This window comes from Limibacter armeniacum, assembly GCF_036880985.1.
In the GTDB taxonomy this organism is placed as follows: Bacteria; Bacteroidota; Bacteroidia; order Cytophagales; family Flammeovirgaceae; genus Limibacter; species Limibacter armeniacum.
This window is the reverse complement of record NZ_JBAJNO010000008.1, coordinates 1,322,902-1,344,844: the sequence shown is the minus strand read 5'-3', so window position 1 is coordinate 1,344,844 and position 21,943 is coordinate 1,322,902. Positions and strand designations below refer to the sequence as shown.

The following is a 21,943-nucleotide window of genomic DNA, read 5'->3' as shown; positions in this document are numbered from 1 at the left end:
AATAATCATTTCACCAAAGATACACAAGTGATTCATATAGTAACACTTACATCACAATTAATTAAACCTAAAGTAGAAGTGTACACTATTAATATTTAGATTCTATATAAAAATCAGCTAACCATTCAAAGTACCTAGTGTTATTCTATAGCTGACAAACAAAGCTTCTTTTCATCTCAAACTTTATGGTCAGAACATTCTAATTCTGTACTTTTTACCCCTCCAAAATTTAAAACACAATGTTATCCACTTTTTTAGCATCTTTTTTTACGCAGTTAACTTTCACAAAATCAACCCTTTTTAATATATTTAGCGAGAATTGAAATTCTGAATAAAAGACCCTTTTTATTTAACCCTAACACCCAAAATGGACTACAAAGTAAACCTCATTATCTGTACTATCGTGACCTTACTATTTATTAGTTGTGATCAATACGATGAAAAGGACCAAATTAACAATGCGGAAACGATGATTTCTTTAAATGTTGGAGCACTATTGGAGGAGTACCAACAAGAGCAGAGTAATTATAAAATTGCCAATAAGAATATTCCTGATTTCGAAGACCTTGTCTACCTAATTGAAGTGTTGGAAAAAGTGGGCGATGGCGATTACCAAAGAATCAACTATGCTTATTACGATTACGAATATATTGTACAGAATGGCACAATCAATATTTCATTGGCACCTCTAAAAACCTACGAACTAAATTTCAAGGCAAACTATATGCTTTCAAATGAGGAAGTTCTGGCTGCTCAGAATGATAATCTAATCACTGAGGTCATTAATATCACTAACTCAATGAGTGATGAAGCTACAGTGAAAAGTACAACCACCATCCTGAATGACACCCAATACCTTCCTTCATTTTCCTTTGGGAAACATACCCTCAACTGGATGTTTGGATATGCAAGTGGGGACATCACTCCTCCTGCCGACACAGTAACATTTTATATTGCACTGTTTGGACCTAGGTTATTTGATCTAAACATTCATAGTGCTCCTATAAATGCAAATCTTTTAGGGGATGTTTATCTTCGGTTCAATGGTTCAAATGACTCTATTACCTTTAACATTGATGAGATGCCGGCTGATCAACTTTTAGCAACCCGAGACTACCTATATGGACTACAGGTACTTTACAAGTCTCCAAGTGATGCCACCAGCAGCATTCTGAATTATGAAAACAATTTCAATAGCTTTACCCTTAGCTATATGTATTTAAATATCAATATTCCTGAAATTCCAACTAATGACCTTGGAGAGTTTACTGGAGCCGAAAATGGAAACGAAGTACAGGATATGTCTATTTTATTTAATGAATCCCTTTACGAAAAGGATACGATTAATATTAATTAAAAATCAAATAGTTAACCGCTAAACTAAAAGAGGTTCAAACAGTGAAAAACTGAATGAACCTCTTTTTATTTACGAACTGGTGATATCACCAACTTCCTTTAGTGTTTCAACTCAATCGTCTTGTTTGACTTCGCACTTCTGATGGCTGCATCCAATATCTCCACTACCACCATATTGTTTTCCAGTGATGACAGATCGAAAGGCTGTAACTTTATCTCATTATTTATAACTGCCGCCAAGAAGGAGAAAGGATCATCATAAGGGGCTTTTCTTTCTTCCAATGTTTGGGCATCTTCTGTAAAACCGTCATACCCTTCCGAGATGCGGACACGCACATCTTTTTTGTTGTCTGCATACACGACGCCCTTCAGGCCATAAATCTCCATATCTTTCCTGCCGATTGGCCAGTTCCAAGAAGCCTGTATCAATGCCACGGCACTGTCATACTGCAAGATGATAATCGCTTCATCATCTACCTTTGGATTGTTTTCTGCCTGAAGCTGTTGTGTAATAGCTGTTACACTATTCGGCTTCTTGCCTTTCATCAGCCACGTCATCAGGTTGGCACCATAGCAACCAAAGTCTGTGATAGCTCCTCCGCCATTCAGCTCAGGGTCTGTCAGCCATTCCAGAAACTCAGAGTCTACGCCAATCTTTTTAGGGCCTTTGTGTCCATCCCGAACGATTACTTTTCTGATATCACCAATTACCTTGTCCTGATTGACCAACTCATAGGCTTTCTGGTTAGATGGGTACCAAGTTGTTTCATAGTTGGTCAGCAATTGGATATTATGTTTTTTGGCTAACGCTTCCATTTTCCTTGCATGATCCATACTTACCGCCAATGGTTTTTCCACCGTCACATGAATACCTAATGGCGCACAAGTCTCCACAATCTTCAGGTGGTCATAGATGGTTCCGAATGCCGTCACTGCTTCAGGATGCTTTGCCTCAATCAGCTCACCCATAGAGTTGTAGACTTTTTCCAACGAGAACTTATACATATTGGCATAACGCTGCGCCAGTTCCTTATTCGGTTCTACAATCCCGACAATCTCGATATCTCCCCTGCCTTCACTCCCAAAAATGCCATGTACATGGGTATGTGTCAACCCGATTACCCCAACCTTCAAGGGCTTTTCCTGTGCAAATGCATTCCACGTCAACATCAGCATGATTCCTAAGAGTGCTGTTATTCTTTTCATCTCAGTTAGTTTATTGTTTAGTAATTCTTCTGGTATAAAAAAGCGTAAGGTAAATTTATGGTATGAAACCAGAAACACCTTACGCTTTGATGGATTATATTTTAGTCCATCAGGAATAGCTTTAGTCTCCTTAGGAAAATATCAGTATCAAATATGCTCCGGTTTTGGTATATCAATTCAATCTCCTTCAGGAAGACCAACTGGTTCAACACTTTACAAAGTTAATCTTGGACTAGAATTTAAATTAAACTAGTAAGTCCATATTCCTTACTCAAGACCTAAATGCGCCCTTCTTTTTTTCCAGATCAGGTAATGTGAGAAAACACCGCCCAATACCAATCCGGTCATTATTGTATTCAAAAAATTATAGAAGGATGGCTCAGGCATATAACCTGTATCGGAAGATATTTCAAAAAACAGGGTAAAGAGCCAGCCGCGTTGTCATAAGCTTCCGGCTTTTACTCCAGAAAATAGGGTGTCAGTATAGAAAAGTTGATAAAAAACATCAGGCCTAGAAATGCTGTCTTCAATACCTTAAAAAATATATTCATTTCCGTTTAGTGTGTAAGCAAAATATAATTGAGAGGATACTGGACGTAATATCTTTCAAAGGCCAGTTAAAATCATTCAACTTCAACAGTAGTCGGCAACCCTTCAAAGTCTCCTGCCAATAACCACTCAGGTAAATAAGGCGTTTGAATCTTGGTCATCAACCCGTTGGAACGGGCTATGCAAGCAGCTGCCACCAATCGCCAAGCTATCCAACCTTTCCAGTCTCGATGGCGGAGTTCAACGTGCCCATTGTCGTGTGTTACTTCTTGCGACCAATACTCCTTGTGCAATTCCAAGGCTTCTGCCAGTTCCTTATTGTAACCTTCCTCATCTCTGCCGAAGATCATGGCATAGACGTTGAGCAGCGGCAGGTCGTTCCAAAGGATATATTCCTCCCTGAACTTGTCCATCTCCCCGATATGCTCCTTGATAGTTTGCTTGGCTTCTTGCAGCAGGGCAAACTGACCAGACATATCATGGCTAAGCATCTCACGCAGCAGCTTGACCATCACCAGGCTGATGGCATCCTCATGAATGACAGAGTTCTTGTGCAGCTCCAGTGGCATTTCATTCAGCTGATCCACTCCTTTGCGGTAACGGGTAATAACGCAGAGATTCCATCAAGCTTCCCAGTAATCACAGTCAATATCTTCCCTGTCTATTTTCCCTTGCATGGTTACCATCCGGTCTCCTACCTGTACATTGACTTCCCGGTTAAGATAGGTCACTCTTTGCAGATGCAGGATTCCCAGGTCACGGGCATAAAGCAGCCACTTGAAGTAGTCTTCCTCAGGCTCCTCCGCCATACATGAGAAGATGAATGTTTCGATCATATAATTGCTAGCTAAAGCAAAATTTACTTTATCCGAATCATATACCTTTTTAAGCCATCCGATAAATTTAGCTTCTTTTACTGAATTGGCACGCACCTCTAACATCGCCATGAATTTTTCATCTAATTTTAGATGACTCTCTAGTCTATTCATATTTCGAATTTTGTATTTCAATACCCTATAGTCTTCCGCTGCTATTAAAGCCTTACTGGTGGTAGCACCCGCTCAATGCTGTCAACTTAACAACACGAACCACTGTAGGAACACGGCCTTGCCGTGTTCAATCGTGTCACAAATGTCCCACGGGTATGTGTTTCGTGGTACTTCGCAAGAACAGAGCAAGGCTCTGTTTCTACACTTTTGCTTAAGTTGACAGCATTGAACATCCGCTACGACCTATTAAATTGTGAGTGTCCCACTCACTGAAGCAAGACACTTCAAAAAATAAAAGGTCTTAGTGAGACACTAAGACCAGTTATAGACCGCAGCTTCTTGCTGCGGTTTAATTCTTCGTTTACAATAAATATTTCTAATTAACCCTAATCACCTCCTTCACTTCTTTTGGTAATGTATCAAAGATTTCACCTTAATTATGTCAAAAGATGGGGTTTTCTGTAAAGAAATAAGGCTATCCAAAGAGGCGATTGGGTAAATAGCACCCTTATAAAGGACTCTTGCTGTTTCATTCATTTTTTGATTGCTGTAGTAGGCCTCTACTATAGTTTTGGACTGTTGGGCATCCATCAGGGAGTAGTTATTCCCATCTGTGATAAATGCTGATTCGATATTGGGTTGATTCTTTTCTACTGTTTTACAGCTAACAGCGATGAGTGACACAAAAAAAATTGTCAGTAGGGTTCTCATTATTTTTCAGGTTTTAATGAAAAAAATAGACCGCAACTTCTTGCTGCGGTCTTTAAATTTATAAAAAAATCAGTTTACCTTTTCAGTTGACTCATACTTGCCCTTGAACTTTTGGTAAAGCATCTTATGCTTGTTGTTCAGGTCAATGTCTCTTCCTTGGATAAAAGCCTGTGTTACATTGCTGGTTCTCATATCCAGCAGATCGCCTTGCGAGATGATCAGGGTAGCGTCCTTGCCCACTTCCAGTGAACCTGTCTTGTCTGCCACACCCAGAATCTTGGCGGTATTGGAAGTAATCATTTTCAAGGCTTCTTCCTTGTCCATGCCATAGGCAGCAGCCGTACCAGCAAAGAATGGCAGGTTTCGGGTTTTCATGGCTTCTTCTCTATAACCCAGTCCAACCAATACGCCTTCCTGTTGCAGCATGGCAGCCAATCGGTAAGGCAAGTCCACATCCTCATCATTTACAGAAGGCAATCGGTGAATGTTACTCAGGATTACAGGGATGTTATTTTCCTTCAGGTAATCCTTCAGGTACCAAGCCTGTGCGCCTCCCACCAGTACCACACGCTTCACGTTAAGTTCTTCCGCTAGCTGCAATCCTTGCAAAATACTTTTGGCAATATCTGCATGCATGTAAAGTGTCTTGCTGCCATCAAACAAACCACGTAATGCTTCCAATTTGATATTCACTTCTTCAGGAGAGGAAGCCTGTGCATAGGCTGCCGCATCGCGCAGGGTTTTCTCCACTTCTTCTGTCAACTCGTTATACTTTTTGTTGACTCTTACATCTGTTTCACCCATCCACCAACGTGGAGACAGGTACCTGCTAGGCCAGTTCAAATGGATTCCTTCATCCACTGAGTAAGCTGCATCTTCCCAGTTCCAAGCATCCAACTGCACGATAGATGACGTTCCTGAGAAAAGCCCTCCTTGTGGTGCAATCTGCGCCATCAGAATACCATTGGAGCGGATAGTTGGCGGCAAATGAGAATCTGTATTGTAGGCTACCAAAGCCCTTACCTCAGGGTTAATGCTTCCTTCCTCCCTTTCGTCTTTGGAAGCACTGACCTGACCGATCTCCACCAGACCAAGGTCTGTTGTAGGCAGGATAAGCCCAGGGTACACATGCTGACCGGCAGCATCCACTTCCTTAAAGCTTCCTGTCATGGTAAAGCCGTCGGCACTGCCCACATAGGTAATTTTACCGTCTTCAAAGGCTACTGCCCCATTCTCGATTACGGTTCCAGCACCTGTATGGACTGTGGCTCCTTTTACCAAGATTGGGGTATCCTGTTTTGGGGCGGGCGTAGGCACCTGCGCCATTGCACTACCTGCCCAACAAGTGACAAACAGTGGCAATATATATTTGATGATTTTATTCATATTAATACAAATCTGAGATTTAAGATATAAGACTTTGAATTCATCCCCATACTAATGACCATGCTGTGCAGATGCTTCATTGAACATGATATCTGTACAGTGCCAATCATGCAGTTGAGTAGGAGTTGGCTTACGGGTTGGCGCTCCAGCTTTCTTCTCTGCCTTCATTTTCATGGTGATTCTAGCCTTCTCCTGTCTGATTGCCTCACGTTTTGCCAGATCCTGTTCCATATCGTAATACACTACGCCATCCACCAATGTCTTTTCAGCCTTGGCATAGATTGACAGCGGATTGTCTGTCCAAAGTACCAAATCGGCATCCTTTCCTACTTTTACGCTACCCATTCTGTCATCCAGATGCAACAGCTTGGCAGGATTCAGGGTAACCATTTTCCATACTTCCTCTTCTGACAAGCCACCGTACTTTACTACTTTAGCGGCCTCTTGATTCAGGCGTCTTGCCATTTCAGCATCATCCGAGTTGATGGCTGTTGTTACGCCCTGCTGCGTCATCAGTGCCGCGTTGTAAGGGATTGCCTCATACACCTCAAACTTGTAAGCCCACCAGTCTGCAAAAGTGGAAGCGCCTACACCGTGCTCATGCATCTTGTCTGCCACCTTGTAACCTTCCAGAATGTGGGTAAAAGTATTGACACGGAAACCGAATTTCTCTGCCACTTTCATCAGCATATTGATCTCTGACTGTACATAAGAGTGGCATGAGATAAAGCGTTCACCATTCAGGATTTCTGCCAATGCCTCCAGCTGCAAATCACGACGAGGGGCTGCTGTTTTTGCCTTTACCTTTGCAGGAAGTGCATTGTAAGCCTTCCACTCTTCGTCATAAGCCTTAGCTCTTGTGAAGCCATCCATATACACCTGCTCCACACCCATTCTTGTTTGCGGATAACGGTGAGAGCTACTCCAAGCAGAACGCTTCACGTTTTCACCCAAGGCAAATTTGATGTACTTGTCCGCTCCTGAGATCAGCATTTCCTCTGCCGACTTACCCCATCTCAGTTTCACCAATGCTGACTGACCGCCCACAGGGTTTGCAGAACCGTGCAATAGCTGTGCGGCTGTCACGCCACCTGCCAACTGACGGTAGATATTGATATTGGTTGGATCAACCGCATCCGCCATTCTCACCATGGAAGACATCTTGTCCACATCATTAACAGCTGAAAGCGCAATGTGTGAGTGCTCATCGATGATACCACTTGTCAGGTGCTTGCCTGTTGCATCCACATACACGGCATCACGCTCTTTCAGTCCCTGACCGATTTTTGCAATCTTTCCGTCTTTCACCATCACATCCGTATTTTCCATAATCCCCTCAGACTCGTTGGTCCATACTGTTGCATTGGTAAAGATGATCGTCTGCTGTGTGGGTACAGCCTCATTTCCGAAAGCCACAAACGGAAACATCACCTTACCCAGTTCAGGTGCCTTCTCTTCTTTCTTGTCCTTTTCTTTCTTCTCTTTCTCTTCCAATGATTTCTCATACTTGGCAGACCAGCGCACCCAGCTGCCATCAGGCAACTGTCCTTCTCCTTTCATTACCTGATCTTTTACCCAGCCCGACAAACGGATATCCATTCCTTTGGAAGCTTTTGCCGTATCCTGCTGAAAACGCAAAGACACCAATGCTTCTTCAAAAGAACCATCCACCTTGATCTCCGTACTGTCGTTGATCACAATCTTGAAAGACGGTTTCTCCGGTTTTCCGCTTACTTCCAACATATATTTCGCATCCGCTACTTCCAATGCGTATACACCACTGAAATCCGTATCAATCCACTCCTTCAGTTTATAGCGTTTACCTTGTACCCAGTTGTCATACAGGTCTGTATCCTTTTCGAAGATATTACCCGAAGCAATCAGGAAGTTGGCCACCTTACCTTTTGCAAGACTACCAATTTCGCCATCTGCTTTCAGCAATTGAGCAGGCGTCAAGGTCATTGCCTTCAGTGCACTTTGCTCACTCAAACCATATTGGATAGCCTTGCGGATATTTTTCAGGAAGTCATCCTTCTTCTTCAAGCCATCTGCTGTGATAGCGAAGGTAATGCCGTTATTCTCCAACATGCTAAGGTTAGTTGGCGCCATCTCCCAATGCTTCATCTTGCCTACTGTTACCATCATTGCCTCATACGGATCGTCTACATCATATGCTTCAGGAAAATCAACCGGCACAACAAGCGGAGCATTGGTCGCCTTGATATCTGCCATGCGCTGGTACTCGCTACCATCACCCTTGATGATATACTGCACCCCAAACTCGTCCCCAATCTTGTCAGCTCTCAGGGTATTCATCAGGTCATTGGCATCAAAAATCTGAGGAATCCCCTGCTGTGCGTTGAATGCTTCCAGCGAAAGGTCCTTGAATTCCTTGTATCCACTTTCCTTGTACCAGGCAGCATCCATATAGGTCTGGCGAAGCAAAGCCGCATAACCCATGACAGATACAGGGTACATCTGACGGGAAGTTCCCTTATCAAAGGCATAGTGGGCTGCTGCTTTCTTGTTCAGCATGATCAGGTTTTCATTGTCGTCAGCCAGTGTTACCAATGAGGAAGTACCTCTTACCACACCATCTGCCTGAAAAGACAATACAGTACCAAAACCCTGCTTACGCAAAGCTTCCGCTTCCTTGCTATCTTGCTTGAACAGTTCAGATGCCGCAAACTCTGCCTTTACAGACTCATTGGCGTTGTATGCCCCTTCTTTCTTTGATTGAATTTGCTCTCCTCCAAAGAAACTTCCTCCACCTTTTTTAGGCTCAGCAAGTCCATAATGGGTGTGCATATCAATAAAAGATGGATAAATGAATTTGCCTTTCAGGTCAATAACCGTAGCATCTGCAGGAATCAGTACACTCTGCCCTACAGCCTCCACTTTGCCATTACGGATAACGAGTGTACTACTCTCCAGCTTTGTTTGGTAGTCCACAAAGATGGTTGCATTGGTGAAAGCATAGGCTTCAGCCCTGTTGTCCACCACGCCATTGACAGGCTTAGTCACCTGTGCAAAGGCACACTGTATCAGCAAAGCCAAAAGCGCACCCAGCAACGATAGTCGTTTGATCATGGAATAGATGTTTTAAATAATTGAATGATTACATCAAAAAGCTCAACACCTTTTGATTATTTATAATAATACAGATGAATCAACTTTAATAAGTCTAAAAAATTAAAATAAAAATCATATATGTAAATATAAACCAAATATTAACAAAGACCACAAAGCAATTAATTGATCCCAGTTACCCTAAAAAAAAGAGACATAGGAAATCAATCCTATGCCTCTTCTTGCTCATTTGAGTGGGAATATCTCCCTATTATTTTCAAACGCTTACTGTACCATCACCTTAACCGTCTTCAGTGAAGTACCATTATTCATTATTTTATACAAGTAGATACCGCTCGGTAGATTTGAAAGGTCTACATCATATTGATGTGTTCCTGCGTTAATATCACCCAATTGGTAAGTCTGAACCTTTATACCACCTGTATTAATCACTTCCAGCGTAATATTCATCTTCTGGATCAACGTAAACTCTACAGTGGACAGTCCAGCTGTAGGGTTCGGGTATGCAACAACATTGAGTGACTTTGAAATTTCATTATCAATACCCAATGGTGTACTGTCATAAACCTCTACAAATACGTCTACAGTAGATGTTTTGTCACCATCACTAACTGTGATTGTCAACGTTGTACTACCCACTAACAGTGGATCTACATAAATCGACGTTGAAGTAACCTCTCTAAGGTTTACAATCTCTGTATCTGCCACAACTACTTCATACGTCAACTCATCCAGATCAGGGTCTTTGAAGACACCTTCGTAACCGAATACCACACTTCCCTGAGCTAAGTCGATTGACAAATTCGCTACATCTCCTACAATCTCTGGTGCTGTATTCACGCCATAACCTGTACCAAACAAACTGACTTCCTGTGTACCATAAGCTGAGTAGATGGTCAAGGTTTCCTCATAAGAGATTGAGTATTCAGGATTAAAACCAACCTTCACTGACAGCGTATCTCCTATACTCACCAGACTATCCATTACAGAAACTGTGAATACATTTTCATGATTGCTTACTTGAATTGAGTCTATCATTACGGATGCCTTTCCGGTATTTTCGATAAAGAAAGTCTTTTCACTTCCTTGCTCAATATGAACGTGGCCAAAATCAAGTAGACTATCGCTCAACATAAGTTCAGCTTCATTGCCATATACTTGCAGAACAGTCTTAACAGTTTGAATAGGATTTACCTGATCATTACTACTAATCACAATGTCAGCTTTATAGTCTCCATTCAATAGATCTGTTGCATCAAAACTGACTGTGATATTTTCAGAAGCACCTGGTGCAATTGAACCTGATTTCGGATCAAATGAAAGGTATGTTAGTCCATCAATTACAAAATCGATCCAACCGAACTGCTTTCCTTGACCATTCTCTCCAATGTAATCTACGAATGCTGTATTTCCTGTTTGCGTATCTACCACTCTCAACTGATGAGTACCACTTCCAATATCATAAACTGCCATAAATAGTTTATCTGATACAGGGTCGTAACCCATACCTTGTCCATAATTTGAATTGAATCCGATATATCCTATTTCTGTCGCCTCTGCGGTTTCCTTATCAATCTCAAGGAAAATATCATTTACAATTTCAAAAGCATAAAGTTTTCCATCTCCTGCAATTGCCACATCTATCATGATATAGTTATTATTAACTAAGCCTATATACTGTGTCTCCAAAGTATTTGGATTAAAGGTATAAAGACCTGTTTGGGAAACTATATAACATATGCCTGTTGTGATATCATAAGTCATACCTGTTGCAGCGACGCTTACATTGCCTAAGAAGATGACTTCACCTGTTGACACAACCGTTTTAATCACTTCACCATTATTTGTTATTTCAATAAAGTATGGAGAAGTAAAATCCAGAATATATGCTCCAGCATTATGGAAACCACTTCCAATACCTTTTGATCCAGTAATTTCTCTTACATCATTTGGATTGGCTAATGCAAACTCTCCTAAGTATTCTCTATCAGCATTATAGTCATACACAAAGCCATAAGCCACTTCTTCTGATGTTTCAAAATATTTACTTGGCTCCGAAGTTATATTTTGTCCCAACATACCTGCTGGCACTCTTCCTACTTGATGAGAGATATTCGAATTAGGTGTAGCGTCTCTTTCTGCTGGAGGCAGATGCAACTCTATAAATTCCGATTTTCTGACACTTAGTGAATAGTTCAATGGACTATCTCCTTCATTGGTCACCACGAATGATTTCGTAGCAGTTGTATTAACAGCCAATGTATCTGTCAGCAGGTTAGTATCTGTTCTCAAGACTATGGTTGGCATTACTCCTACCCCTGATACTGCTATTTGATGTGTTTGTCCTATAGCATTCTCAAAGGTTAAAGTATCAGATAGAGTACCTTCAGATAATGGCGCAAATACCACCGCACCTCTTTTCCAATTTTTAGGTGCTACCGTAACAATACTATCCAACTCAAGCAGTGCCTCTTTCTTCATACCCTGTAAACTCGATACATCATCTGAGAAAACCACAAAGTAGTCGTCTGACATAGCCTGTACCTGAGGCATATCCATGTAACCAGTACCTGTATTGTAAATAGCAACAGGAATAATAGAAGTATTGCCCACAAAGGTTTCATCAAATGTCAACCTTTCTTCATACATCTTTAAGTTAGGTTCTCCTCCTGTCACAGTCACCCTTACTGGCACAGTTACATCCTGAGTTAAGTTATTGGTTGAAAGTCCTAAGCTTTCCATATACTGCCCAGCGACTACTGATGATGTAGCATCTACTGTAAACATCACTTCAGCAGAATCCCCAGCAGCCAATGTAAAATGTGATACTTCAGGACTTACCAAGCTGTGAGGTGCAAATACCATCACTGCCATTTCATTGTGAATGTAGATGGTATTGAATGCTGTTTGCAGTCCTTCTGTTCCATTTTCATTTTCTATACCTACAGTCGCATCGGTTGTATTCCCACTCATCTGGAGATATTTGAATTCAATATTTCCATTCTTGACAAGTACAATTTGGAACGTGAATAAACCAGTTCCTTCAAAGTCCGCTACATCTGTATATTGAACAATTATCCTATCTTCCAACTGCTTATAGTGCACCGATCCTGTTGATGGGTTCAAGTCTTTCCAAAAACCTGCTATCACATTGTTTGGTGCTGTAGTTGAAGGAAGCTGCTGGTTAATAGGAGAAATACCCTGATTTTCGTTGAACGTCAGATAACCATTAGAAGAAACATAAACTTTGTCATATCTAAACCCATACAATTCAAATTCCCATGGTAGTGAAACCATTGCCGCCTGATCATCTCCCAATGTCAATCGTGTACCATCCGTGGTAATATCCGTCCAGACAAAAGCAGGCCCACCTTCCTCGTCACTGTCTATAAAGGTGTAACCAAAATTGTCACTACCCATACCGTTCTGAACAACATGCCCTACTCTTTCATCTTTTTCACCTTTTACAGGAACATTACCAAATTGAATTGGTGAAACGTTATTTTTAGTCTGTAATGCCGACAGCTTTTCCTCAGCATAATACCTACTGAAATAAACTTCTGTACTTGCTTCTCCTTGGTTAACAATTGGAAGAGTAAAAGTCGTTGTCTCACCGTAAGCCACACTCACATCTGTTGTATCAATTGGCGCCAGCTCACCTACAGGTAATACGATGGCTGTTAATGCCACTTCCCATACACTATCAGGGTCATTACTGAAAATCTTGAGATACTCCGAAACCATTCCTGTCTCAACGGCATTGTAATTTACTGTAATCACCTTTTCAGCGCCGACTTCCAACAACATTCCATCTGCAAAACCTTTTACAGTCACTAAGGAGTCATTAGATATTTGAAGAGAGTCCAATATCAGCTTACCATTACCTGTATTTTTCAAAGTCAGTTTCTGGCTAGTCTCATGCGTCTTCAACAGATTACCGAAGTCAACTTGGGATACTGTTTCTAAATTCGGTGTACCCAGTAAGTTTAACGAAACAGGTATCGAACCTTTGTATCTATATACATCTTGATCATAAGTATAGTATTTGATATCTGCATTGTACAAGCCTTCTGCCAACGTGTCGGCACTGAATGTAAGGTCTATCAAAGCCGAGTCTCCCACAGCTAGCGTTCCTTCATATGAACTTGCAGACAACCAATCTACATCTGTACCACCATTCGCAACGTTAACGTACTTAATAGCATTAGCCAACATTCTAGTGCCATCAGTTGTACTTTCGTCCCATACACCAGTGCCTGGCATAAAATTAAGGTGTATCAAGCGATGTCCATCTATTTCTTTCTCCAGTACAAGAGGTAGGTTATCTGCCCATCTTGCCACTACTGAAGTACCTGTTATTAAGGTTGAAATATTTTGTCTTCTGGTATTATAGGTACTTAACAATGTATCTACTTCCTCCATAATAGGGTGATCTGTTACAACCACTTCTCCTAACCCTTGAATTCCTGGACTATTGAAAGATGCAGGCTCATATAGATTGTAACCATTTGTTTCCCAAGCACCTCCCAATACACTATAGGTATATCCACTATTATAATCACTGGCTGTTACTACATTTCCTCCTTCTTGCACATATTGGTAAAGATAATTTCCTAACTCTGTTTTTGAATAAATACTGTTACTTCCATATCCAAATAATAATACTGCATCATATTTCTGTATGGTACTAAGTGGAGGAATGTAATTATTTATTCTTTCAATACTCATCGTTTTGAAATCACCTGCTTGCCAAAGATCTTCCCAGATGTAGGTCTGATACTCATACGGAGCTGTAGTCAACACTAGTAAGTCAAAACCATAATCGACATACATAGGAGATTTATTAGATACCTCCCTCTTCATCAGGATAATTTGCCCCTCATTATTTTTCACAATAATAGGTTCATTTCCTTCAGCTGTATTTACAACCGCATTTTTTCCTACAACATTCAGAACATAGTCTACTTCACTTTGTCCATTGTTTTTGAGAACCAATTGCTCAGTTTCTGCATCTCCTATAGTCATTTCTAAATCAATAGAAGATTTATCTACAGAATAAGAACTGTTGGCAACCCCACTGCCAAACATATTCAATGATAAGGATGAAAGATTGTAAGCATTACTAGTGATTTCCAATAAAGCATCCTTCCGCCCTTCACTTCTTGGTTGGAAATATACATTGACATATCTTTCAGTATAAGGAGCTACACTTATCGCAGTTTGTTCCAAATAGAAATCCTCCAAAGTAGTTGAGAGATTCACATCTAAATATGCACCACCTAAGTTCTTAATTGATATAGCCTTTACATATATACTATCAACGTATTGTGATCCAAAGTTCTCAAAATATGGTGTAGATACTAGCATAACAGGTGCTGCATCCACAGTCATTTTTACTGGTAGACTAAATGACTGAACATCCGGTATATTGGTCGCTATTTTTGCCTCTAACTCATAGATCCCTGGTGCTAATGCTGATCCATTGAAAATTGCGTTCAATTCATTTGATACAGTAGGAGAAACTGTACCAGATTTAGGAAGTACTGATAACCATTTTTTATCTTTCCCACTATAGTGAAGCGCATTTATCACCAACTGTATTCCTTCACTAAACCAACTAATATCCAATGGATATATACCTAAAGATACTAATCTGTCTTTAACCAACACTGCTGGTAAACCATTATCAAAAGAAGCCAACACCTCAGCACCATTCGTTGCTCCAGTACCAGGAGATGTATATAAAGTAAAAGGTCCTACTCCCTGCATTACTGGGTGAGTAGCATCAAAGCTCATATCCAAACTAGCTCCGACTCTTTGGTAATTACCTCTCTCATACAAATAGTAATTTTCATTCTCCCATCTACCACCGATTGTCACCTCTGGATAATCACTACTTGTTATCATCTCATACAAGCCCGTCACAACACCTCCCCCTAAATCATAGTAGTCAGCCAATACGTCACCCAATGCCTCTCTATCGTTAAAATTATCAGCACTATAAACAAGTACTGCATCAAAAAGCATTAGCGCTTCAAGATCTGGCGTCCAAGTTGACAAATCAAAATGTGACACAGATTCAAAGTCACTAAACTCTTGTAATCTCTCCGTAAAATATTGCCTGTTTCCATCAAAGTCCGCAGCCAAAACTGCTACGTGCATTCCTGAAGTTGAAGCTGGATTAACAAAAACAGTTTGTGGTTTATCCACATGATACTGTTCAACAACGAAAGACTTGTGATCACTTTCTTTCTTCACCCTCTGTATTTCGTATCTAGAAACCAGTGTCTTAATATTTTCCAGAGTCCCAAGTTCATGCACTGAAACTTCGTATACTAGATTAGCTGTAGAAGAAAGGTTAGTCAACTCAAAAGTTAGTGAGTCTACCTGTCCTTGATAAAGTGTCATTGAAAGAGAATCAACGGACACCTCTCCTGATGGTGCATTAACAACCTCAATGGTTACTGGAATCGTAACAGTTGCCTGTGTTGTATCACTTGTATTGAAAGTAATATTTCCAGTCAATGTACCTAGTGTCTGAGGATCCAAAGACATGATTATAGCCTTACGCTCTTTGTCTCCAAGTGTAAAGCTTGTCTGGTCAAATATCAACCCTGTAATATCCGTTGCAATATTTGTAATACTGATATCTGCATAACCAGTATTTTCCAGTAAAACAGAATCCTCAAACGAATATCCTAAAAATGCTTGTGTCTTTATTTCTTCTGGTGATGCATTTAAAAATACACCTCCATACTTTACCAAAAATGGAATATTCCGAGTTTCATTTACAGGATCATTAGAATATAGCTGAATAATTCGTTCACTATATCCTCCTAATTCAAATGTGTTGATTGTATTGTAGGCTAATGCTACCGTTGTACTTTCCCCTACCGACAAGGTTCCAGCACCTGGCGTCACTGACGTAATCAAATCATCTTGAGTAATCAGTACTCCCAAACCATTCTGCAGGTAAGTGTTGTTGTAAACAACCGTCATCCCCTTCGAACCATCTTCATTCTCTATCCCTACTGTTCCAGATGTTGGACGATCTATTTTATTATAGAAAAACTTAATATTACCGTCAGCATAAAGTACTACCTGAAAAATGGCATCCAGAGAAGTATCTGAAAAATATTTAGAGTTGTACTGTATTACCAATCGGTCAGCAAATTCTTGATAGTAAACAGTCGTGTAAAGTAGATCTACCCAATATGGTGCAATTACTGTATTCGGAGTACCCATATTAGGCAAAGCACTTCCTCCAGTATTGGAATAACCTGACTGAAAATTTAAAAAGCCATTGCTACAGATATATACACTGGAATAATTCTGTCCATAATATGGGAATGAAAAATTATTCAAGTTAAGCTGGAAATAACTATCATCTGACATACTTCTAGCAGAACCCGTAGTTGATATATCATTCCATTCATAATTAAATCCAACATTTTCGTTGCTATCTACCCATCTGTATCCATTTAGTTGACCATCATTACCATAGCCATACTGCACAGGAAAACCTTTTTGGACAGACTCTTCACCCTTTTGTGGTTCGTAATTTGTAAACCGCCCTACCCTTGACAACTGATTAACAGATATATTAGGATCATAATACCCAAAACTATAGTTCAATAACTCACCTCCCGTATTCGTTAATGTCATCGTAACAGTATCCGCTCCAGCCTCAAGCTGATTAACCTGAATTTCTGTAACTGAAAGGGAAGCTGTAGGAGGTGTATTCGCATTACCAATACCTGTTAGGTTCACTGTCATTTGCGAAGTATCCGGGTCATTAGATACTATAGTCATCATACCTGTACGGCTCCCTCCTACTGAAGGTGAGAACTTCACTTCAATAAAATCATTCCCATAAGGAGGTAAAGTCAGACTCGTATTGGTGATGGTAAAGTCCGCATTATCTACAGTTATATCTGAGATTTCTAAAATCCCATATTGACTATTAATCACTTCTACATACATGGTTTTATCCATTCCTACATAGACAGTTCCATAATCAATATTTGAAGGTTGAATCAGATTAGGATCTCCTAATAGATCCAGCCTTACAGGTATAATACTGCCACCGTTTGCTTCTATCGAAATATGACTTTCATAGACTCCTGACGTTAAACCTGTAGCATTAATCATTACTTCAATATTGGTTACGCTACCAGCCGCTACTGTCCCATCTGTCACATCTAGTGTTACCCATGCATTAGCTGATGTCAACGAAAAATCAATCTCATCAGATGAAGTATTAACCAATTTCAATACTTGACTTGTCGTCTCTCCTTGTTTAAGATTAAAGGTCAAGGAACCAGGCTGAAATGTTAGATTTCCTACACTAGACACCTTATCCAATGCCAATTTGGCATCAATCCTACCACTACCAAGCTTTCCTTGATAAGTTGGGTTTAAGGCTTCAATATTATCAGTCGATTCTACCAGAATATCCCATAGCTCCTGATTGGTAATATTTCCATTTGCTTTAGAAATCACCAAAGCTGCAATACCTGACATATGTGGACATGCCATTGAAGTACCTTGGTAATAACCATAAGAATTATACGCAAGTGTACTGAGTACTCCTTGATTACTTACTGAGTTGGTTTCTCCACCTGGAGCAGAAGCCTCAACCCATGTTCCATAATTACTGTACCACGACTTTACATCATTATGGTTAGTAGACGCTACTGAAAATACGGGTTCGTAATAACCTGGATAGTAACTGTCATCTCTACCATCGTTTCCAGCTGCAAAGATCACAATACCACCTTTCATTGGGCTTCCTGCATAATTACCAGCCTCTTCAATAAAATAGTCAATAGCATCCAAAACCTCCTGCTCATAATAACCAGGAGAGGTATAGCCCCAACTGTTTTGTGAGATAACAGCGCCGTTATCCGCTGCATAAATGTAGGATTGGGCAAAACCTGTATTACCGTAATTGGTAAATGTCTCACAAGACATGACGCGTACACCATCGCCCTGACCACTACCACCAGCAACTCCTGAAACACCAATACCATTGTTGTTGACAGCTGCAATAGTTCCTGCCACATGTGAACCGTGATTATCCGGTTCAATATTACCAGTATTGAGAGCAAAATTGACCCCATGTATATCATCAACATAACCGTTACCATCATCATCTACTCCATCTACTCCATTTAGTTCTGCCTCATTAACCCATAGGTTATCTTTCAGGTCCTCGTGATTCACATCTACCCCTCCGTCAGTAATCGCTACAATTACATTTGATGAACCGTATGACTGAGACCAAGCTTCAAATAAGTTAATATCGGCACCTGCTGTACCACCAGACTGACCTGTATTATTGTAATGCCACTGATAGGGCAACATAGGGTCATTAAAAACAGAAGAAGTTGATGCTGTTGTCTTTTCTACTTTTTGAAATTGCTCTTTAGGAAGGCTTTTCTTTAAAACAGGTTTTACGATACTAAAATCTGAAATCTGTTTGTAAGCTTTTGCCACTTCAATTGAAGAAACATCTCCTTCAAACTTTAATTCATACCATAAGTGTAGACCATGTTTTTGGTGGCGATCTTCAAATTTTGCAGAGTAAGGAAATACTCTTGTCCAGTTTTTCACACTGAATTGCTTATTCAGGTTATCAACATCAGACCTACCAAACTCTACAACACCTGTAGCTGACTTTCTTGCTATTTTACTATCAAATTTAGCTAATGATTCAGCTTTTAGTTTTACCCTAATGGTATGTTCATTTACATCAGCAAAGGAAACACTTGTAGGCCATTGTGCCCACGAATGTGCACACATAAGCAATCCTATCAGGGTTAACCCAATAAGCTTGGAGATAAAATTCCGGTACATAAAAAATGGTTTTTGATTTTAGTTTAAACTTTAGGCTTGTCTAAAAAAATTGAATAATTAAATACGAAAAGAATCTCGATGTTTAAACAAAAAATAGTTTTACATCGATCTTAATATTGATATTTCATTTTTACGTGAGTTAAAAATTAAGGTTAATAAAAATTTGATTTTCTAGTTTAAAAATCACCTTTAAATCTATTCAAGGGTAGATATAAGGCTACAAACAACTCATTAGCAACCTATAGCACCTCCCATTAATAATTCAATAAATTTAAATATAATTAACTATTGATCATAACTTAAATAGCCTTTTCTGACTACATAATCATTATATATGAATCGGTTACAGTATTTTAAAAAAACAACACACTCAATATCAAATTATTAATCAGTTTAGTATTTTTATACAAAAAACAACAAGTCCCTCATCCATATAATTACTTCAAATAGTCTTAATGATACTACAGTAAGTATCATCAATAGTAGAATCTACCTATAGAACTGAAATGCTTATCTGGCTGATTTTTTATGCAGTAACATTAACCTACCTGTAGTAAAAACACCCCATTAAATGAATACGTACTTTCGATCTAGCACACCAAAACAACTATAATCCAAATATTATAGCTCTTTAGATTGTTTTTTTCAGATATACTCTCTAAATAACAATAATTTAAGATCCAATAATCAACATCATTATTTACTGGAGAACGAGTATATATTTGTTTTTCAGTACAGTTTAAAAGAATAACAAGGTAAAAACATGCATACATACACTAATCTGCTAGAAAGCGCCTTGTTATTATTGTAGTTTATGCAAATTCGCAAAACTAAATCCTATTAAAACAACTAACTCGGAAACAATGAAAAACATCCAAGAAGCGACCCGTCTCTTTGATTTGCTTTATTTCCAATTAAAGAATTTCCCTCAATCCAAAGCATTTGGATACAGAAACAAAGGCAATTGGGTACACTTCAGTACAGAAGAAGCCGTGGAAATTATTAACCACGCCGGCAGAGGTTTACTGAAGTTAGGCGTAAAGCCTGGTGACCGAATTGCAATTGCGGCCTATCAGAACCGACCTGAATGGGTGATGATGGATATGGCCATCCAACAGATTGGAGCTATCAGTGTCCCTGTATACCCAACTATTAGCCCAAGAGAATATGAGTATATTTTCAATGAAACAGAGGTGAAGTTCTGTTTTGTGGGTGGTGCTGATCTCTACGAAAAGGTAACGTTGGCACAGCAGAATGTAGCTTCCATTCAGGAAGTCTTCGTCTTTGACGAACGTAAAGGCTGCAAGTTCTGGAAAGACATTTTCACCAATGAGCTCAACAGTGAACTGGAGCAACTTCGAGATGCTGTAAAAGCAGATGACCTAGCTACCATCATCTATACTTCTGGTACTACCGGTAACCCTAAAGGGGTTATGCTGACACACCATAATATATTGGTCAATGTGATGGATGTAAGAGACATCACACCTTTGGAACCTGGCGACCGTACATTGAGTTTCCTTCCACTATGCCACATATTTGAACGCACAACCACTTACTTCTATATTGCCAATGGCGTCAATGTACATTATGTTGGCACGGATAACCTTGGAGGTGAGGATGGCGATATTCAAGCAGTGAAACCACACTTCTTTACATCAGTGCCTCGCCTGCTGGAAAAGGTATATGAAAAGATCTACAATAAAGGTCTTGACCTCACAGGTATCAAGCGCACGTTGTTTTTCTGGGCATTAAACCTGACCAAAAGCTTTGAGTATGACAAGCAGTACGGTTTTATTGAGGGCATTAAGTGGGCTATTGCTGATAAACTGATTTTCAGTAAATGGCGTGCAGCACTTGGAGGAAATGTGAAAGGCATTATTTCTGGTGCAGCTCCTTTGCCTATGAAAATTGCACAGGTATTTTCCGCTGCGGGTATTCCTATCCGAGAAGGCTATGGACTTACAGAAACTTCTCCAGGTTTGGCTATTGGACGTTTCGAGAAAAATGGTGCTTTATTAGGAACAATTGGACCTGCACTAAGTAATGTGGAATTAAGAATTGACAGCAGCGATGGCAATTATGCTGAAGGTGAGGGAGAGCTACTCGCCAAAGGACCTAATATCATGAAAGGATATTACATGAAACCTGAGGAAACAGCCAAAGTAATGGTTGAGATCGATGGTGATGTTTGGTTCAAAACTGGAGACATAGGCAAACTGGTGGAAAGAAATGGCATGCAGTTCCTGAAAATCACAGACCGTAAGAAAGAGCTTCTGAAAACATCCGGAGGTAAATATGTGGCTCCAGCTCCAATCGAGAATAGGTTCAAAGAAGATTTTCTCATTGAACAAATCATGGTTGTAGGTGAACAGCGCAAATTTGTTTCTGCACTGATCGTTCCGGCAGAAGAAGCCTTGAAAGACTGGTGTGACCATAAAAATATCCAATGGACCACTTTAGGTGAAGTCATTCAAAAGACTGAAGTATTGGAGTATTACCAAAAAATTATAGATATGTATAACCCCGAGTTCAGTCATATCGAACAGATCAAGAAATTTGCACTGGTTGGGGCTACATGGGAAGCAGAGAAGACTGATGGCAGTGAAGCCGAGCTTACACCTACCATGAAACCCAAGCGCCGTATTATCTTGAAAAAGCATCAGGATTTGATCGATCAGATATACGAAGGACAATCAGTTGAAAGTCCAAACTAGGCAAGTTATCTGACTATAATTAAAACAAAAGGGTATTCCAGCTACTGTTGGGATACCCTTTTATTATGGCAACAGCCTACT

9 protein-coding genes are annotated in these 21,943 nt (G+C 40.0%); 2 read left to right on the top strand and 7 right to left on the bottom strand.

Going from position 1 to position 21,943, the window contains the following annotated elements; all coding sequences use genetic code 11:
• The first annotated feature begins 367 nt into the window (after positions 1 to 367).
• Positions 368 to 1,357: a hypothetical protein gene (locus V6R21_RS11470; RefSeq protein WP_334243748.1), complete on the top strand. Its 990-nt coding sequence runs from the start codon at positions 368 to 370 to the stop codon at positions 1,355 to 1,357.
• A 98-nt stretch (positions 1,358 to 1,455) separates the two neighbouring features.
• On the opposite strand, the gene V6R21_RS11465 is transcribed toward V6R21_RS11470, so the two are convergent.
• The 7 genes from V6R21_RS11465 to V6R21_RS11435 all read right to left on the bottom strand — a co-directional run bounded on the left by V6R21_RS11465 (position 1,456) and on the right by V6R21_RS11435 (position 19,145).
• A complete protein-coding gene (locus V6R21_RS11465) occupies positions 1,456 to 2,562 on the bottom strand; it encodes a Gfo/Idh/MocA family protein (protein ID WP_334243747.1) in 1,107 nt (368 codons plus the stop codon).
• A 623-nt stretch (positions 2,563 to 3,185) separates the two neighbouring features.
• Positions 3,186 to 3,719 carry an immunity 49 family protein gene (locus tag V6R21_RS11460; protein WP_334244925.1) on the bottom strand — a complete coding sequence of 178 codons (534 nt, stop codon included), beginning with the start codon at positions 3,717 to 3,719 and terminating at the stop codon, positions 3,186 to 3,188.
• Between the two features lie 15 nt (positions 3,720 to 3,734).
• On the bottom strand, positions 3,735 to 4,100 hold the full coding sequence (locus V6R21_RS11455) for a hypothetical protein (protein WP_334243746.1): 366 nt from the start codon (positions 4,098 to 4,100) through the stop codon (positions 3,735 to 3,737).
• Positions 4,101 to 4,499: 399 nt separating this feature from the next.
• On the bottom strand, positions 4,500 to 4,811 hold the full coding sequence (locus V6R21_RS11450; RefSeq protein WP_334243745.1) for a hypothetical protein: 312 nt from the start codon (positions 4,809 to 4,811) through the stop codon (positions 4,500 to 4,502).
• 69 nt (positions 4,812 to 4,880) lie between these two features.
• Positions 4,881 to 6,197 (bottom strand): amidohydrolase family protein, encoded by a 1,317-nt coding sequence (locus V6R21_RS11445; RefSeq protein ID WP_334243744.1) that lies wholly within the window; start codon positions 6,195 to 6,197, stop codon positions 4,881 to 4,883.
• Between the two features lie 51 nt (positions 6,198 to 6,248).
• Positions 6,249 to 9,287: an amidohydrolase family protein gene (locus V6R21_RS11440; RefSeq protein WP_334243743.1), complete on the bottom strand. Its 3,039-nt coding sequence runs from the start codon at positions 9,285 to 9,287 to the stop codon at positions 6,249 to 6,251.
• Between the two features lie 264 nt (positions 9,288 to 9,551).
• A complete protein-coding gene (locus V6R21_RS11435; RefSeq protein WP_334243742.1) occupies positions 9,552 to 19,145 on the bottom strand; it encodes an Ig-like domain-containing protein in 9,594 nt (3,197 codons plus the stop codon).
• 863 nt (positions 19,146 to 20,008) lie between these two features.
• Here V6R21_RS11435 and V6R21_RS11430 point away from each other — a divergent pair.
• The gene (locus V6R21_RS11430; protein ID WP_334243741.1) at positions 20,009 to 21,862 is read left to right on the top strand and encodes an AMP-dependent synthetase/ligase; all 1,854 of its coding nucleotides are present in this window, start codon (positions 20,009 to 20,011) and stop codon (positions 21,860 to 21,862) included.
• Positions 21,863 to 21,943 lie beyond the last annotated feature (81 nt).

Coding starts and splice junctions, on each gene's coding strand:
- V6R21_RS11470 (WP_334243748.1), top strand. CDS start 368: ATGGACTACAAAGTAAACCTCATTATCTGTACTATCGTGACCTTACTA.
- V6R21_RS11465 (WP_334243747.1), bottom strand. CDS start 2,562: ATGAAAAGAATAACAGCACTCTTAGGAATCATGCTGATGTTGACGTGG.
- V6R21_RS11455 (WP_334243746.1), bottom strand. CDS start 4,100: ATGAATAGACTAGAGAGTCATCTAAAATTAGATGAAAAATTCATGGCG.
- V6R21_RS11450 (WP_334243745.1), bottom strand. CDS start 4,811: ATGAGAACCCTACTGACAATTTTTTTTGTGTCACTCATCGCTGTTAGC.
- V6R21_RS11445 (WP_334243744.1), bottom strand. CDS start 6,197: ATGAATAAAATCATCAAATATATATTGCCACTGTTTGTCACTTGTTGG.
- V6R21_RS11440 (WP_334243743.1), bottom strand. CDS start 9,287: ATGATCAAACGACTATCGTTGCTGGGTGCGCTTTTGGCTTTGCTGATA.
- V6R21_RS11435 (WP_334243742.1), bottom strand. CDS start 19,145: ATGTACCGGAATTTTATCTCCAAGCTTATTGGGTTAACCCTGATAGGA.
- V6R21_RS11430 (WP_334243741.1), top strand. CDS start 20,009: ATGAAAAACATCCAAGAAGCGACCCGTCTCTTTGATTTGCTTTATTTC.